This window comes from Pseudomonas sp. St316 (assembly GCF_018325905.1).
In the GTDB taxonomy this organism is placed as follows: domain Bacteria; phylum Pseudomonadota; class Gammaproteobacteria; order Pseudomonadales; family Pseudomonadaceae; genus Aquipseudomonas.
In genome coordinates this window covers 5,467,712-5,484,319 of sequence record NZ_AP021901.1, presented here as the reverse complement: position 1 = coordinate 5,484,319, position 16,608 = coordinate 5,467,712, and the positions used below count along the sequence as shown (strand labels likewise).

At 62.6% G+C, this 16,608-nt stretch carries 15 protein-coding genes; 14 read left to right on the top strand and 1 reads right to left on the bottom strand.

The features are described from left to right. Positions 1-188: 188 nt before the first annotated feature. From KI237_RS24525 to KI237_RS24460, 14 genes are all read left to right on the top strand, one after another. Positions 189-1,811 (top strand): methyl-accepting chemotaxis protein, encoded by a 1,623-nt coding sequence (locus KI237_RS24525; protein WP_212797420.1) that lies wholly within the window; start codon positions 189-191, stop codon positions 1,809-1,811. Beyond that, a complete protein-coding gene (locus tag KI237_RS24520) occupies positions 1,811-2,347 on the top strand; it encodes a chemotaxis protein CheW (protein WP_212797419.1) in 537 nt (178 codons plus the stop codon). Before KI237_RS24525 ends, KI237_RS24520 begins: the two co-directional genes overlap by 1 nt. Further along, positions 2,344-3,609 (top strand): CheR family methyltransferase, encoded by a 1,266-nt coding sequence (locus tag KI237_RS24515; RefSeq protein WP_212797418.1) that lies wholly within the window; start codon positions 2,344-2,346, stop codon positions 3,607-3,609. The genes KI237_RS24520 and KI237_RS24515 overlap by 4 nt, the downstream gene beginning before the upstream one ends. Next, positions 3,606-4,277, top strand: a complete 672-nt coding sequence (locus KI237_RS24510; protein WP_212797417.1) for a chemotaxis protein CheW — start codon at positions 3,606-3,608, stop codon at positions 4,275-4,277. Before KI237_RS24515 ends, KI237_RS24510 begins: the two co-directional genes overlap by 4 nt. Then, the gene (locus tag KI237_RS24505; protein WP_212797416.1) at positions 4,274-6,538 is read left to right on the top strand and encodes a hybrid sensor histidine kinase/response regulator; all 2,265 of its coding nucleotides are present in this window, start codon (positions 4,274-4,276) and stop codon (positions 6,536-6,538) included. The genes KI237_RS24510 and KI237_RS24505 overlap by 4 nt, the downstream gene beginning before the upstream one ends. Continuing rightward, positions 6,535-7,545, top strand: coding sequence for a chemotaxis response regulator protein-glutamate methylesterase (locus tag KI237_RS24500; RefSeq protein ID WP_212797415.1), 1,011 nt, complete (start codon positions 6,535-6,537; stop codon positions 7,543-7,545). The genes KI237_RS24505 and KI237_RS24500 overlap by 4 nt, the downstream gene beginning before the upstream one ends. Positions 7,546-7,590: 45 nt before the next feature. After that, on the top strand, positions 7,591-8,592 hold the full coding sequence (locus tag KI237_RS24495) for a diguanylate cyclase domain-containing protein (RefSeq protein ID WP_212797414.1): 1,002 nt from the start codon (positions 7,591-7,593) through the stop codon (positions 8,590-8,592). Between the two features lie 132 nt (positions 8,593-8,724). Continuing rightward, positions 8,725-9,820 (top strand): peptide chain release factor 2 gene (gene prfB / locus KI237_RS24490; RefSeq protein ID WP_212797413.1). Its coding sequence is split into 2 segments (ribosomal slippage): positions 8,725-8,796 and positions 8,798-9,820, totalling 1,095 coding nucleotides; the frame shifts between segments, so codons are not numbered across the junction. Positions 9,821-9,927: 107 nt separating this feature from the next. After that, positions 9,928-11,430 carry a lysine--tRNA ligase gene (lysS, locus tag KI237_RS24485; protein ID WP_212797412.1) on the top strand — a complete coding sequence of 501 codons (1,503 nt, stop codon included), beginning with the start codon at positions 9,928-9,930 and terminating at the stop codon, positions 11,428-11,430. 101 nt (positions 11,431-11,531) lie between these two features. Continuing rightward, positions 11,532-12,248, top strand: coding sequence for a TetR/AcrR family transcriptional regulator (locus KI237_RS24480; RefSeq protein ID WP_058545985.1), 717 nt, complete (start codon positions 11,532-11,534; stop codon positions 12,246-12,248). Positions 12,249-12,343: 95 nt separating this feature from the next. Beyond that, positions 12,344-12,898, top strand: coding sequence for a hypothetical protein (locus tag KI237_RS24475; protein WP_212797411.1), 555 nt, complete (start codon positions 12,344-12,346; stop codon positions 12,896-12,898). Positions 12,899-12,934: 36 nt separating this feature from the next. After that, positions 12,935-14,212: a flavohemoglobin expression-modulating QEGLA motif protein gene (locus KI237_RS24470; RefSeq protein WP_003185001.1), complete on the top strand. Its 1,278-nt coding sequence runs from the start codon at positions 12,935-12,937 to the stop codon at positions 14,210-14,212. Between the two features lie 141 nt (positions 14,213-14,353). Then, entirely contained in the window at positions 14,354-15,259 is a 906-nt protein-coding gene (locus KI237_RS24465) for an alpha/beta hydrolase (protein ID WP_003198158.1), read from the top strand. Next, entirely contained in the window at positions 15,256-15,585 is a 330-nt protein-coding gene (locus KI237_RS24460; protein WP_003198160.1) for a PA3694 family proteiin, read from the top strand. Before KI237_RS24465 ends, KI237_RS24460 begins: the two co-directional genes overlap by 4 nt. Before the next feature lie 206 nt (positions 15,586-15,791). On the opposite strand, the gene lptF is transcribed toward KI237_RS24460, so the two are convergent. Then, the gene (lptF, locus tag KI237_RS24455) at positions 15,792-16,580 is read right to left on the bottom strand and encodes a lipotoxin F family OmpA-related lipoprotein LptF (protein WP_212800689.1); all 789 of its coding nucleotides are present in this window, start codon (positions 16,578-16,580) and stop codon (positions 15,792-15,794) included. Positions 16,581-16,608: the final 28 nt, after the last annotated feature.

The following is a 16,608-nucleotide window of genomic DNA, read 5'->3' as shown; positions in this document are numbered from 1 at the left end:
CCTGTGGGAGCGAGCTTGCTCGCGATGGGGCCCGGTCAGTCACAGCGTTTTGACTGATACACCGCTATCGCGAGCAAGCTCGCTCCCACAGGGGCATTGCTCGTCAAAATTCCCCGCACACCGTCATACAGGCCTGGCGCTACCCTCGGCTATACTCCCCAGCATTTTCAAGTGCCCGAGGTTTTACTGTGAAGAATTGGACATTGCGCCAACGCATCCTGGCGAGTTTTGCGGTGATCATCGCCATTATGCTGCTGATGGTGGTTGTCTCGTATTCACGGTTGTTGAAGATCCAGGACAGTGAAGAAAACGTCCGGGTCGATGCGGTGCCTGGGGTGTATTACAGCTCCATGATTCGCGGCGGCTGGGTCGACAGCTACGTCCTGACCCAACAAATCGTCGGCCTTTCGGGCAGCCGGGAAATCACCGCCGCAGACAAGGCTCGCTACCAGGGCTTCGAGCAGCACCTGCGCGAAGAGATGCAGAACTATCAAAAGCTGATCCAGAACCCGGCCGACCAGGCCTCTTTCGACGAGTTCGAGGTCAATCACCAGGCGTTCAACCTGGCCATGGCAAAGGTCCTGGACTTGTACCAGCGCAAGGATTACGAAGGTGCGCGGCAGGCTTTGGACAAAGAGCTGACGCCAGCATGGATCGGCGGCCGCGGGCACTTGAATCACATCATCGAGCGCAATCGTGAGCTGGCGGAAAACGCCACCCAGACCATCGACGATTCGGTAACGGCGGCCAAGGTCGCCATGGGTCTTTCGTTACTGGTCGCGCTGATCGTCGCCGTACTCTGTGGCCTGCTGCTGATGCGGGCGATCATGGCGCCGATGAACCGTATCGTCGAAATCCTCGAGATCATGCGCAGCGGTGACCTGAGCGGGCGCCTGAACCTGGCGCGCAAGGACGAATTCGGTGCCGTGGAAACCGGCTTCAACGACATGATGGCCGAGCTGACCTCTCTGGTGTCCCAGGCCCAGCGCTCTTCGGTGCAGGTCACCACCTCGGTCACCGAGATCGCCGCCACCTCGCGTCAGCAACAGGCCACGGCCACCGAAACCGCCGCCACCACCACCGAGATTGGCGCGACGTCCCGGGAAATCGCCGCCACCTCCCGAGACCTGGTGCGCACCATGACCGAAGTGTCCACTGCCGCCGACCAGGCCTCGGTGGCCGCCGGTTCCGGCCAGCAAGGCTTGGCGCGCATGGAAGAAACCATGCATTCGGTGATGGGCGCCGCCGACCTGGTGAACGCCAAGCTGGCGATCCTCAACGAGAAGGCCGGCAACATCAACCAGGTGGTGGTGACCATCGTCAAAGTGGCCGACCAGACCAACCTGTTGTCCCTCAACGCGGCCATCGAGGCCGAGAAGGCCGGTGAGTACGGTCGCGGTTTCGCCGTGGTTGCCACTGAAGTCCGACGCTTGGCCGACCAGACCGCCGTGGCGACCTACGACATCGAGCAGATGGTGCGCGAGATCCAGTCCGCGGTATCGGCCGGCGTGATGGGCATGGACAAGTTTTCCGAAGAAGTGCGCCGAGGCATGGCCGAAGTGCAACAGGTGGGTGAGCAACTGTCGCAGATCATCCATCAGGTCCAGGCCCTGGCGCCGCGGGTGTTGATGGTCAACGAAGGCATGCAGGCCCAGGCCACCGGTGCCGAGCAGATCAACCACGCGCTGGTGCAACTGGGCGATGCCAGCAGCCAGACTGTGGAGTCCCTGCGCCAGGCCAGTTCCGCCATCGACGAATTGAGCCAGGTCGCCGTGGGACTGCGCAGCGGCGTTTCGCGTTTCAAAGTCTGATGAGCGAACTCGAGACCCGGCGTGGCGCCGCTCCGACGGCCCGCCAGTCGTTGTTCCTGGTGTTCTGCATCGGCAACGAACGTTACGCCTTGCAGGCCATCGATGTGGTGGAAGTGCTGCCGCGCCTGCCCCTCAAGCCGATCGCCCGGGCGCCGTCCTGGGTGGCGGGGGTGTTTGCCTGGCGTGGCACGGTGGTGCCGGTGATCGACCTGTGCGCCCTGACCTTTGGCCAGAGCGCCGAAGCCCGGACCAGTACACGCCTGGTGCTGGTGCGCTATCAGGGCGCCGCGCAACATGCGGGACAGGTGCTGGGCTTGATCCTGGAACAGGCAACCGACACCGTGCGCTGCGACCCGACCGATTTCAAACCCTATGGCCTGGACAATCGTCAGGCGCCTTACCTCGGCCCGGTACGCGAAGATGCCCAGGGTTTGCTGCAATGGGTGCGGGTCAATGATCTGCTCGACGAATCCGTTCGGGCGCTGCTGTTTCCTGTGCCGCCGTTGAACCTCAATGACCTCGAGGCACGGCCATGAACAACGACCAGCGTTTTTTCGATTTTCTCAAGGAGCGCATCGGCCTCGATGTGACCTCCGTCGGCACCGCGATCATTGAGCGGGCCTTGCGCCAGCGCATCATTGCCGTGCCCGGGCGAACCGCCGATGAGTATTGGCAGGCCCTGCAGCATTCGACCCAGGAGCAGCAGGCGCTGATCGAAGCGGTGATCGTCCCGGAGACCTGGTTCTTGCGCTACCCCGAATCCTTCGCCACCCTCGCCAGGCTGGCCGTCAAGCGCCTGGCCGAGATCAAGCACCTGCGCGCGCTGCGCATCCTCAGCCTGCCGTGTTCCACCGGGGAAGAACCTTATTCGATTGCCATGGCCTTGCTCGACGCAGGCCTGGGGCCACATCAGTTCAAGGTGGACGGCCTTGATGTCAGCCCGCTGTCGGTGGAGCGAGCCAAGGAAGCGTGTTACGGCAGGAACTCCTTCCGTGGCGCGGAGCTGGGTTTTCGCGAGCGGTATTTCGACGTTGAAGACGACTGCTATCGCCTCAGCGAACGGGTGCGCGAACAGGTGCGTTTGCAAGTGGGCAACCTGCTGGATCCGGCCCTGCTGGTGAACGAGGCCCCTTACGATTTTGTGTTCTGTCGCAACCTGTTGATCTATTTCGACCAGCCGACCCAACAACAGGTGTTCGAGGTGCTCAAGCGCCTGACCCATCAGGACGGCGTGCTGTTTATCGGCCCTGCCGAAGGCAGCTTGCTGGGCCGACTGGGCATGCGCTCGATCGGAATCGCCCAGTCGTTCGCCTTCAGTCGCCACGGGGCGGCCGAGCCGCAACCGTTGCCGACCGTGATGCCGACCCCGCTGCCGGTTCGTCAGTCTGCGCCCCGCGTCGTTGCGCCAGTGAGTCGGCCGCGACCATTTGCGGCGAACGTGATGCCGATTGCCGAGCCCAAAAGCAGCGACGCCACCACCTTATTGGCGAATATCGCCGCCCTGGCCAACGGCGGCAAAAGCGCCGAGGCCCGGGTGGCTTGCGAGGCCTACTTGCGCAGCCACGCGCCAAACGCCCAGGTGTTCTATTGGTTGGGCCTGCTCAGCGACATGGCTGGCAGCGCCCTTGAAGCCCAGGGTTTTTATCGCAAGGCGCTTTATCTTGAACCGCAACACGCCGAGGCCCTGGTGCATTTGGCGGCGCTGCTGGCTTCCCAGGGGGACGCGGCCGGAGCCCGTCGATTGCAGGAACGCGCCGCCCGTAGCGGGCGCGCGGCAGACAGTGAGCACAAACGATGAGCGGTTCGGCTTCTTACACCGTCACCCATGACGATGCCCAGGCTATCGACGACTGCTGGAATCGCATCGGCGTGCATGGCGACAAATCCTGTCCGCTGTTGGTCGAGCATATCCACTGCCGCAATTGCTCGGTGTATTCGGCGGCGGCTACCCGGCTGCTCGACCGTTACGCCTTGCCGCAGGATCAGCGGGATCTGTCCCTTGCCCCCGCGGACACCGATGTGGTCACGCGCTCGCTGCTGATGTTCCGTCTCGGCGAGGAATGGCTGGGCCTGACGACGCGCAGCCTGGTGGAAGTGGCGCCGTTGCAGCCGATCCATTCCTTGCCCCACCAGCGCTCGCGGGCCTTGTTGGGTGTGGCGAATGTACGCGGGGCGCTGGTGGCCTGCCTGTCGCTGGTGGACCTGTTGGACCTGGAGCCCGGCGCGGCGGTGATTGCCGGCGCGCGGGTCATGCCGCGCATGTTGATTGTCGCGGCCAAGGGCGGGCCGGTAGTGGTGCCGGTGGATGAGGTGGACGGCATCCACGCCATCGATGAACGCATCCTGGCGAGCGCTTCGCAATCGACGGGCAAATACACCCGTGGCGTGCTGCCCTATAAGGGCCGCAGTCTGCGCTGGCTGGATGAAGAGCAACTGCTGTGCGCCGTGGCTCGGAGCCTGTCATGACCCCTGATCAGATGCGCGACGCCTCGTTGCTGGAGCTGTTCAGCCTGGAAGCCGAAGCCCAGGTCCAGGTGCTGAGCGCTGGTCTGCTGGCCCTGGAGCGCGATCCGACCCAGGCCGATTACCTGGAGTCGTGCATGCGCGCGGCGCATTCCCTCAAGGGCGCGGCGCGCATTGTCGGGGTGGACGCCGGGGTTAGCGTCGCCCATGTGATGGAAGATTGCCTGGTCAGCGCCCAGGAGCGGCGCCTGGTGCTGGGCGCTGAGCACATCGATGCCTTGTTGCAAGGTACTGACCTGCTGACGCGCGTCGCTACCCCGGACAACAACGTCGGTGCCCCGGACATCGACGCCTATGTGGCGTTGATGGGGCGGCTGCTTGATCCCAATGCGCCACCGGCTTCGGCCGTGGCGTCACCCCGCGTCGAAACACCGGTCGAGCCGCTTCGCGTCGAGCTGCCGGAAGTGGAGCCGCCCGCGACAACGGAGTCGGCCGCCAAGCGCAAACGGGTCACCGAAGGCGGCGAGAGGGTCTTGCGGGTCACGGCCGAACGCCTCAACAGCTTGCTCGATCTGTCGAGCAAATCCTTGGTGGAGACCCAGCGCCTCAAGCCTTGGCTGGCGACGTTGCAACGGCTCAAGCGCCAGCAAAGCAGCGGCCTGCGCGCCCTTGAAGAACTGAACGTGCACCTCAAGGACCACGCCCTGAGCCTGCAAGCCCAGGAAGCCCTTGGTGATGCTCGCCGCTTGCTCGCCGAAACCCAGCAATTGCTGGCGCAGAAAACCGCCGAGCTGGATGAGTTCGCCTGGCAGGCCAGTCAACGGGCGCAGGTGCTGTACGACACGGCGCTGGCCTGTCGCATGCGCCCGTTCGCCGATGTGCTTTCGGGCCAGGTACGCATGGTCCGTGACCTGGGCCGCAGCCTGGGCAAGCAGGTGCGCCTGGAGATTGAAGGCGAGAAGACCCAGGTCGACCGCGATGTGCTGGAAAAGCTTGAAGCGCCGCTGACCCACCTGTTGCGCAACGCCGTGGACCATGGCATCGAACCCCCGGAGCAACGAATACTGGCCGGTAAGCCCGCCGAAGGCCTGATCCGCCTGCGGGCTTCCCATCAGGCTGGCCTGTTGGTGCTGGAGCTGGCGGACGATGGCGCCGGGGTCGACCTGGAACGGGTGCGCCGCAGCATTGTCGAGCGCGGCCTTTCCCCTGAGCAAACCGCCGCCAGCCTGAGCGAAGAGGAGCTGCTGACTTTCCTGTTCCTGCCCGGTTTCAGCCTGCGCGACAAGGTCACCGAAGTGTCCGGACGTGGCGTCGGCCTGGACGCGGTCCAGCACATGGTCCGGCAACTGCGCGGTGCGGTGGTGCTGGAGCAGACGGCGGGTGAGGGCAGTCGTTTCCATCTTGAGGTGCCGCTGACGCTGTCGGTGGTGCGCAGCCTGGTGGTGGAAGTCGGCGATGAAGCGTACGCCTTTCCCCTGGCCCACATCGAACGCATGTGCGACCTGGCGCCGGAGGACATCGTCCAGGTCGAAGGCCGCCAGCATTTCTGGCACGAAGGCCGGCATATCGGGTTGGTGGCCGCCCGCCAATTGCTCAATCGCCCGGCGACGCAAGGCAGCAGCCAGACCCTCAAGGTCGTGGTGATCCGCGAGCGCGAGACGATCTACGGGGTGGCGGTGGAGCGCTTCATTGGCGAGCGGACGCTGGTGGTTCTGCCCCTGGACGAACGCCTGGGCAAGGTCCAGGACATTTCCGCCGGGGCCTTGCTCGACGATGGCTCGGTGGTGTTGATTGTCGATGTCGAAGACCTGCTGCGTTCGGTGGACAAGTTGCTCGATACCGGACGCCTGGAGCGCATCGCCCGGCAGAACCAGGCCCAGGCCCCGCGCAAGCGGATCCTGGTGGTGGACGATTCCCTCACCGTGCGCGAGCTGCAACGCAAGTTGTTGCTCAATCGCGGCTACGACGTGACAGTGGCGGTGGATGGCATGGACGGCTGGAACGCCTTGCGCGCTGAGGATTTCGACCTGCTGATCACCGACATCGACATGCCACGCATGGACGGCATTGAACTGGTGTCGCTGTTGCGGCGTGACAACCGTTTGCAATCGCTGCCGGTGATGGTGGTGTCCTACAAGGATCGTGAAGAAGATCGTCGCCGTGGCCTCGACGCCGGCGCCGACTATTATCTGGCCAAGGCGAGCTTCCATGACGACGCTCTGCTTGATGCGGTGGTGGAATTGATCGGAGGGGCACGCGCTTGAAGATCGCCATCGTCAATGACATGCCCCTGGCAGTCGAAGCCCTGCGCCGCGCCCTGGCATTCGATCCGGCGCATCAACTGGTCTGGGTGGCCGCCAATGGGGCCGAAGCGGTGCAGCGCTGTGCCGAGTACACCCCGGACCTGATCCTGATGGACTTGCTCATGCCGATCATGGATGGCGTGGAGGCCACCCGGCGGATCATGGCCGACAGCCCATGCGCTATCGTGATTGTTACCGGTGACAGCCAGCAGAACGTCCACCGGGTATTCGAGGCCATGGGCCATGGCGCGTTGGATGTGGTCGATACCCCGGCCCTGGGCGTCGGTAACCCGGCAGACGCGGCGGCGCCGCTGCTGCGCAAGATCACCAACATCGGCTGGCTGATCGGTGAGCGCAACAAGCTGGAACGACCGGCACCGGCGGCGCAGCGCGCGGCGGTATCGCGCAAGAGCCTGGTGGCCATCGGGTCGTCGGCGGGCGGGCCGGCGGCGCTGGAGTTGCTGCTCAAGGCGCTGCCGCGTGACTTTGCCCCGGCCATCGTGCTGGTCCAGCACGTGGACGAGGTGTTCGCCGCAGGCATGGCCGAGTGGCTGGGCAGTGTCTCGGGCCACACGGTGCGCCTGGCCCGGCACGGCGAGACACCACAGCGCGGCACGGTGTTGCTGGCCGGGACCAATCATCATCTGCGTTTGTTGAAGGGCGGCACCCTGGCCTACACCGCCGAACCGGTGAACGAGATCTACCGGCCCTCCATCGACGTGTTTTTTGAAAGTGTCGCCCAGTACTGGAGTGGCGACGCGGTGGGCGTATTGCTCACTGGCATGGGCCGTGATGGTGCGCAAGGGCTTAAACTCATGCGCCAGCAGGGCTACGTGACCATCGCCCAGGACCAGCGCAGCAGTGCGGTGTACGGGATGCCCAAGGCGGCGGCCGCCATCGACGCCGCCGCCCATATTCTTGCCCTGGATGCTATCGCGCCACGGTTGTTGGAGATTTTTACCCCATGAAGCTCCCCGCCAGCTTTGCCCCAGGACGTACCCAGGTAAGCGACCATGAATGATCTGCAGCTCGACGAATTCAAGCGCGATGAAAACGCCGCCATGGTCTTGCTCGTCGACGATCAGGCAATGATCGGTGAAGCGGTACGGCGCGGGCTGTCGAATGAAGAAAACATCGATTTTCACTTCTGCGCCGACCCGCACCAGGCCATCGCCCACGCGGTTCGCATCAAGCCGACGGTGATTCTCCAGGACCTGGTAATGCCCGGCCTCGACGGTTTGAGCCTGGTGCGCGAGTACCGCAATCATCCGGCCACCTGCGATATCCCGATCATCGTCCTGTCCACCAAGGAGGACCCGCTGATCAAGAGCGCGGCGTTCGCCGCCGGAGCCAACGACTACCTGGTCAAGTTGCCGGACAACATCGAACTGGTTGCACGCATCCGCTATCACTCGCGCTCCTACATGATGCTGTTGCAGCGCGACGCGGCCTATCGGGCACTGCGGATCAGCCAGCAGCAACTGCTCGACACGAACCTGGTGCTGCAACGCTTGATGAACTCCGACGGCCTGACCGGGCTGTCCAATCGCCGGCACTTCGACGAGTACCTGGAACTGGAATGGCGCCGGGCGATGCGCGACCAGAGCCAACTGTCGTTGCTGATGATCGACGTGGACTACTTCAAGTCCTACAACGACAACTTCGGTCACCTGGAGGGCGACGAAGCCCTGCGCAAGGTCGCCACGGCGATCCGCGAGGCATGCAGCCGCTCTTCCGACTTGCCGGCCCGCTACGGCGGCGAGGAGTTCGCCCTGGTACTGCCCGGCACCTCGCCTGGCGGCGCCCGGCTGATGGCGGAGAAACTGCGCCAGAGCGTCGTCGCCCTGAAAATCCCCCACGCCACGCCCGACGGCGGCGAACACCTGACCATCAGCATTGGCGTCTCGACCTTCACCCCCCAGCAGGGGAGTGATAGCCGGCAATTGATCTCGGCGGCGGACAAGGGGTTGTACATGGCCAAGCACAATGGGCGTAATCGGGTGGGGATTGAATAAATCCCCTCGCCACAGGGCTGTGCAGATTACCTGAAGCTCATTACCCCTAAAGCCGCCAGGCGGGCTGCCGCTGGCGCTTGATTACGTTATACTCGCCGGCTTTCAAAAGTTCGCCAACGAGTGCTGCCCGCCATGGAAATCAACCCGATCCTTAACACCATCAAGGACCTGTCCGAGCGCTCCGAAACTATTCGGGGGTATCTTTGACTACGATCAAAAGCATGAGCGCCTGACCGAAGTCAATCGCGAGCTTGAAGATCCGAATGTCTGGAACAACCCTTCGTACGCCCAGGAGCTGGGCCGCGAGCGTTCTGCGCTGGCGCAGATCGTCGAGACCCTGGACGAAATGTCCAGTGGCCTGGCCGACTGCCGCGACCTGCTGGACATGGCCGTCGAAGAAAACGATGAAGGCGCGGTCGGCGATGTCGTCGCCGAGCTGACACGTCTCGAGGAGGCCTTGGCCAAACTCGAATTCCGTCGCATGTTCAGCGGCGAGATGGACATGAACAACGCCTACCTGGACATCCAGGCCGGTTCCGGCGGCACCGAGGCCCAGGACTGGGCCAACATCCTGCTGCGCATGTACTTGCGCTGGGCTGACAAACGCGGTTTCGACGCCACCATCATGGAACTGTCGGCCGGTGAAGTCGCCGGGATCAAGGGCGCCACCGTGCACATCAAGGGCGAATACGCCTTTGGCTGGCTGCGTACCGAGATCGGCGTGCACCGTCTGGTGCGCAAGAGCCCGTTCGATTCCGGCAACCGTCGTCATACCTCGTTCTCAGCGGTGTTCGTGTCGCCGGAAATCGATGACAACATCGAAATCGACATCAACCCGTCGGACCTGCGCATCGACACCTACCGTTCCTCCGGGGCCGGTGGCCAGCACGTTAACACCACTGATTCGGCCGTACGGATTACCCACGTACCGACCAACACCGTGGTCAGCTGCCAGAACGAGCGCTCCCAGCACGCCAACAAAGACACCGCGATGAAGATGCTCCGGGCTCGCCTGTACGAGCAGGAAGTGCAGAAGCGCAACGCGGCGTCCCAGGCCTTGGAAGACACCAAGTCGGACATCGGCTGGGGTCACCAGATCCGTTCGTACGTGCTCGACGCCTCGCGGATCAAGGACCTGCGCACCAACATCGAACGCAGCGACTGCGACAAGGTGCTCGATGGCGACATCGACGAATACCTGGAAGCGAGCCTCAAGCAAGGCCTGTAACGCGACACCCATGCGGCAGGCGAGCACGCTTTCACCAGAGCGCTGCTCGCCGGCAAACTCCGGCCCGGGGCCGGGGGCAACGAACCTGTGATGGAATCCTTAAAGACATGAGCGACCTAGAACTCGACCCGCAAGCCCTGCAACAGGAAGAAAACTCCCTGATCGCCCTGCGCAAGGAAAAGCTGGCTGCCGAGCGCGCCAAGGGCCAGGCCTTCCCCAACGACTTCCGCCGCGACGCGTACTGCGACGTCCTGCAGAAGCAGTATGCGAACAAGACCAAGGAAGAGCTGGCCGAGGCTGCGATTCCCGTCAAGGTGGCCGGTCGTATCATGCTCAACCGTGGTTCGTTCATGGTGATCCAGGACATGACCGGGCGTATCCAGGTCTACGTCAACCGCAAGACCCTGTCGGAAGAAACCCTGGCCGCTGTCAAGACCTGGGACCTGGGTGACATCATTGCCGCCGAAGGCACCCTGGCCCGTTCCGGCAAGGGCGACCTGTACGTCGAGATGACCAGCGTGCGCCTGCTGACCAAGTCCCTGCGCCCGCTGCCGGACAAGCACCACGGCCTGACCGACACCGAGCAGCGCTATCGCCAGCGCTACGTTGACCTGATCGTCAACGAAGACGTGCGCCAGACGTTCCGCGTGCGCTCGCAAGTCATCGCCCACATCCGCAGCTTCCTGATGAAGCGTGACTTCCTGGAAGTCGAGACGCCGATGCTGCAGACCATCCCCGGCGGTGCGGCGGCCAAGCCGTTCGAAACCCACCACAACGCCCTGGACATGGAAATGTTCCTGCGCATCGCGCCGGAGCTGTACCTCAAGCGGCTTGTTGTGGGTGGGTTTGAAAAAGTGTTCGAGATCAACCGCAACTTCCGTAACGAAGGCGTTTCGACCCGGCACAACCCCGAGTTCACCATGCTCGAGTTCTACCAGGCCTATGCCGACTACGAAGACAACATGGACCTGACCGAGGAACTGTTCCGCGAGCTGGCGCAGCTTGTTCTCGGGACTACCGACGTGCCTTACGGCGACAAGGTGTTCCACTTCGGTGAGCCGTTCGTGCGCCTGTCGGTGTTCGACTCGATCCTCAAGTACAACCCTGAACTGACTGCCGATGACTTGAACGACATCGACAAGGCCCGCGCCATCGCCAAGAAGGCCGGCGCCAAGGTGCTCGGCTTCGAAGGCCTGGGCAAGCTGCAGGTGATGATTTTCGAAGAGCTGGTCGAGCACAAGCTGGAGCAGCCGCACTTCATCACCCAGTACCCGTTCGAAGTGTCGCCGCTGGCCCGTCGTAACGACGAGAACCCAAGCGTGACCGACCGTTTCGAGCTGTTCATCGGCGGCCGTGAAATCGCCAACGCCTATTCCGAGCTCAACGATGCAGAAGACCAGGCCGAGCGTTTCATGGCCCAGGTGGCTGACAAGGACGCCGGCGACGATGAAGCCATGCACTACGATGCCGACTTCGTGCGCGCCCTGGAGTACGGCATGCCGCCGACCGCTGGCGAAGGCATCGGCATTGATCGCCTGGTGATGTTGTTGACCAACTCGCCGTCGATCCGGGACGTGATTCTCTTCCCGCACATGCGGCCACAAGCGTAAGTGTTTCAACTAAAAAGCCGCCTGGAAGGGCGGCTTTTTATTGCCTGTCTGGTACAAACGTATCAATTGGTTACTTTTGAAAAAACGAGGAAAGACCTGTCGTGAATCGTGCAATGGCTTCAGAAGGTGCAGCGGGCGTCGCCACGGCTGTCGCTGAAAGTGTTCAGTACCAGGGCCGCAAGGCCAGCCGACAGGGCAGTGAGCAGCGTCGCCAGGAGATTCTCGACGCGGCCATGCGCATTGTGGTGCGTGATGGCGTGCGGGCCGTGCGTCACCGCGCCGTGGCCGCCGAAGCCGGAGTGCCGCTGTCTGCCACCACGTATTATTTCAAGGACATCGATGACTTGCTCACCGATACCTTCGCCCAGTATGTGGAACGCAGCGCGGCGTTCATGGCCAAGCTGTGGGCCAGCAACGAAGGCCTGCTGCGGGAAATGGTCGCTTACGGTGACGGCAGCGCCCAATCGCGCTCGCAACTGGCGGACGACATTGCGCGGATGACCGCCGATTACGTGCAACACCAATTGGACAGTCGCCGTGAGTACCTGATGGCCGAACAGGCCTTTCGCCAGGAAGCGCTGCTCAACCCGCGCCTGGCGGTGTTGGTACGTTCCCACCAGCAGATTTTGCTGCACGGCACGTGTCAGTTTTTCCAGGTATTGGGCTCCCGTGAGCCGCAACAGGATGCCAAAGTGTTGACGGCGATTATCGGACGGATGGAATATCAGGGCTTGCTCAATGGCGCCGAGCCGGTAGCCGATGAAGATATGCTCGGCATCCTGACCCGCTACATGCACCTGGTACTGGCGTCGGTGTAACCCCTTGTGGGAGCAGGTTGTGTGGGAGCAAGCGTTGCTCCCACACAACCTGCTCCCACATGTAAGGACAAGGCGCCGTCCCATAGGGAGTTCAAATGAAAGCCTGGCGTGCCGTTGTACTGGCCGTGTCGTTGCTGCTGCTCAGTGGCTGCCTGGTGTCGTTCAAGGCGCCGTTGCCTGACAGTGAAGCCGCGCCCGAGGGCCTGCTCGGTCACTGGACCAGCACCAATGCCTGGGGCGAACCGTTGAACCTGGAGCTGACGAAGGTCGGCAAGCACCGCTACCAGGCCATCAGCTACTTCAGGGCCAGACCCCATGAGCGCGAAGCCATCGCGCTGACCGTTTCCCGTCATGGCAGCCGCTGGTACGCGTCGGCCAAGGTGCCGGCCCGGTTTGGCGGCCACTATTTGATCGCCGGTTTCGAGTTGACCGACAAGCAAGAGCTGGTGGTCTACAACCTGGACCTGGACCAGATCAACCAGGCCATCGGCCAGAAGCGTCTCAGCGGCCAGCCGAACCCTAGCGAAGAAGGCGACGGCGTGCTGGTGGACAGCGACATGAACCAGGTCTTCAGTTACCTCGACGACCCAGCCAATTCCGATGTGTTCTCGGAGGCCGTGCGCTACCAGCGGCTGGTCAAATCCCAATAACAGCAACAAGCGGACGTTTTTTCACAGGAGTTACGGGTGGACGATTACCAGCAGACGATACGCACCTTGTCCGATCGCATTGTGCTGGCGCAAACGCCGATTCGCATCCTCGACGCGGTGAAGTGGGACGAGAACATCCGCAAGGGCTTTCTCAAGGCCAAGGGCAAGGAAATGCCCGCGGTGGATCGCGACTATTACCTCAACCGGCCACTGTCCTTCGATTCGAGCAAGGTGAAGCTGGAGTTCCAGAACATCGAGCGTGACATCACCCGCCAGCTTGGGCAGTTCAACCCGGTTGGCCAGATCATGCGGCGCATGTGCAAGGAATACCGCATGGTGGTGCGCATGCTCGAGGCGCGTGGCACCGAGGATTTCGGGCTGATCTCCCAGGAGCTCTATGGCGCCGCCTCCGATGCCTTCCACGCCGGCGACCCGACCCTGGCCGACCTGGGCCTGATGCTCTCCGATTACCTGAACAACATTGATGGCCGTGGCGACCTCAAGGACGAGCCGAAAGTCCTCAGCGCCAAGGAAGCCGTCAGCCTGCTGCAACACCGCCTCAACCGGGTGTTTGGCGAAGCCGAGGAAACCATCCGGGTGTTCGAGTCCGATGGCATCGTGGCTGACGCAGCGGCGGGTGCGGACTACATCAAGATCCGCACCGATGCGATGTTCAACGAGCGCGACGTGCGGGCGCTGGAAGTCCACGAAGGGTTGGTGCACGTCGGCACCACCCTCAACGGCCTCAACCAGCCGATCTGCACTTTCCTGTCCAAGGGCCCGCCCTCGTCCACGGTGACTCAGGAAGGCCTGGCGATCCTGATGGAAATCATCACCTTCGCCTCCTATCCGAGCCGCCTGCGCAAACTGACCAACCGCACCCGGGCCATTCATATGGTGGAGGAGGGCGCCGATTTCCTGCAGGTCTTCGAGTTTTTCCGCGAGCAGGGTTTTGAAATGGCTGAAAGCTACGGCAACGCCAGTCGGGTTTTCCGAGGATCGGTGCCGACGGGTCTGCCATTTACCAAAGACTTGTCCTACCTCAAAGGCTTCATCATGGTTTACAACTACATTCAGTTGGCCGTGCGCAAGGGCAAGCTGGAACAGGTGCCGCTGCTGTTCTGCGGCAAGACCACTCTGGAGGACATGCGTACGTTGCGGCAACTGGTGGACGAAGGCCTGGTCGTACCGCCCAAGTACTTGCCCGAGCAGTTCCGCGACATGAACGCCCTGTCGGCCTGGATGTGTTTCTCCAACTTCCTGAACCACCTGAGCCTGGACCGGATCGAAGCGGATTATTCCAATATCCTTTAATCGCACCACCAATCCCTGTGGGAGCGAGCTTGCTCGCGATAGCGTCAGTACAGTCAGTACGGCTGTGACTGACCCGCCGCTATCGCGAGCAAGCTCGCTCCCACACTGAATGTATTACAACCTTCCATCGAGGTTCACCGGATGCGAACCCTCGGCATCATTTGCCTGTTGCTGGCCCTGAGCGGTTGCAGCTCCCTGCTGTTCTACCCCGAGCACGGCTTGCCGTTCACCCCGGAGCGGGCCAGGCTCGAATACCGCGACGTTACCTTGACCACCGCCGACGGTCTCAAGCTCCACGGCTGGTGGCTGCCCGTCAAACCGGGTGTGGAGGTCAAGGGCACGGTCCTGCATTTGCACGGCAACGGCGGCAACCTGGCCTGGCACCTGGGCGGGAGCTGGTGGTTGCCGGAGCAGGGCTACCAGGTGTTGATGGTCGACTACCGGGGGTACGGCTTGTCCGAAGGCGAGCCGAGCCTGCCGGCGATTTACCAGGACATCGACGCCGCGTTCCAATGGCTCGACCAGGCGCCCGAGGTGCAGGGCAAGCCGCTGGTGCTGCTCGGCCAAAGCCTGGGCGGCGCGCTGGCGGTGCATTACCTGGTCGAGCACCCGCAGCGCCAACGGCAGCTCAAGGCCCTGGTGCTCGATGGCGTGCCCGCCAGCTACCGCGACGTCGGCCGATTTGCCCTGAGCACGTCCTGGCTGACCTGGCCGTTCCAGGTGCCGTTGTCCTGGCTGGTGCCGGACGGTGACAGCGCGATCAGTTCCGTGGCGCAATTGAATGGCGTGCCGAAGTTGATCTACCACAGCCTGGACGACCCCATCGTGCCCCTTTCCAACGGCATCCGCCTGTATCAAGCTGCGCCGCCGCCGCGGGTCTTGCAGTTGACACGCGGCGGTCATGTGCAGACATTCGCCGACCCCACCTGGCGCACCGTGATGCTGCGCTACCTCGACGACCCCCAGCATTTTGACGGCCTGCGTCGCCTGGGCGAGGTCCCGAACTACCCGAAATCACCCGTTGAATCACCAGAGAGTCCGCAATGAGCGAAGAACGTAACGCCATCCCCCTGATCATCACCGGTATCTGCAGCATCCTCGGCACCGTCGCGACGTTGTGGTACTACGGCTACCTGCACTTCGCCAAGCCCGAGGACGCGCTGCTGCTCAACCAATTCACGATGCTCAAGACCGTACCGGGCGAGGACTACAAGGTTTCCCTGGAGCCGGCCCCTCAGGTCGCCCAATGCATCGATGGTGTACTGGTGTTGTTCGACACCGAGCAGAAAGGCCTGACTGGCGTGCTGATCAACGAGAAGAAACGCGCCGTGCGCTGCATGGGGCAGGAAACGCCGCAGAAGTTGCAGCCGTAATCCAATCCCAAGGACACCACCATTCCCCTGTGGGAGCGAGCTTGCTCGCGATGGCGGTGGATCAGTCAACACCTATGTAGACTGACCTGCCGCCATCGCGAGCAAGCTCGCTCCCACAGGGAATGTGTACAGCCAAACATATTTTGGTCATAAAAAAGCCCCGCCTGATTGAAGTCAGGCGGGGCTTTTGTGTTGCACTCAGCCGATCAGTTGGCGCTCATGCTCGAACGTGGGGCCACTGGCTGGTTGTCGTTGGAGATGGTCACTTCCACGCGACGGTTCATGGCACGGCCCGAGACGCTGGTGTTGTCGGCCACCGGGAATTCCTTGCCATAACCCTGGGTCACGATGCGAGCCGGATCCACGCCCATTTTCACCAGCGCCAGTTGCACGGAGCTGGCGCGGCGCTCGGAGAGCGACTGGTTGTAGGAATCCGAACCGGTGCTGTCGGTATAGCCTTCGATGATCACCTTGCGGTCCGGGTTTTCCTGGAGGAACTGCGCCAGTTTGCTCACATTCGTCATGCCGCTGGCGCGCAGGTCGGACTTGTTGGTGGCGAACAGCACGTCGCCGAAAGTCACCAGCGTACCGCGTTCGGTCTGCTTGGCGTTGAGGCTGTCCTGCAGTTGCTTGATCTGCGCGTTACGCGCATCGAGCAAGGCACGGGCACGTTCGTCACCGGCGTTTTTCAGCTCGGCTTCGGCGTTGCGCAGGGCGATGGTCTGCTTGGCCACTTCGACGCGCTGGTTGGTCAGGTAGGCCAACTGGTCGACCTTGGCTTCGTCTTCCTTGTCCATGTAGGCCTTATCAGCCTTGGCCAGGAAGTCGGCGGCGTCCTTGGTTTCCAGGGCTGCCACTTTGGTCGCCGCCGGGTCGGCCTGCAGGCCGTTGTAGTTGGTACGAGCTTGTTCCAGGTTCGCGTTCGGGTCGTGGGAGCAAGCGGCCAGGGCTACGCAGGCAGCGAGCAGGGCGGGCATCATCAAGTGTTTGTGCATCATAGTCTGTCGTCCTTTTATCAATGAG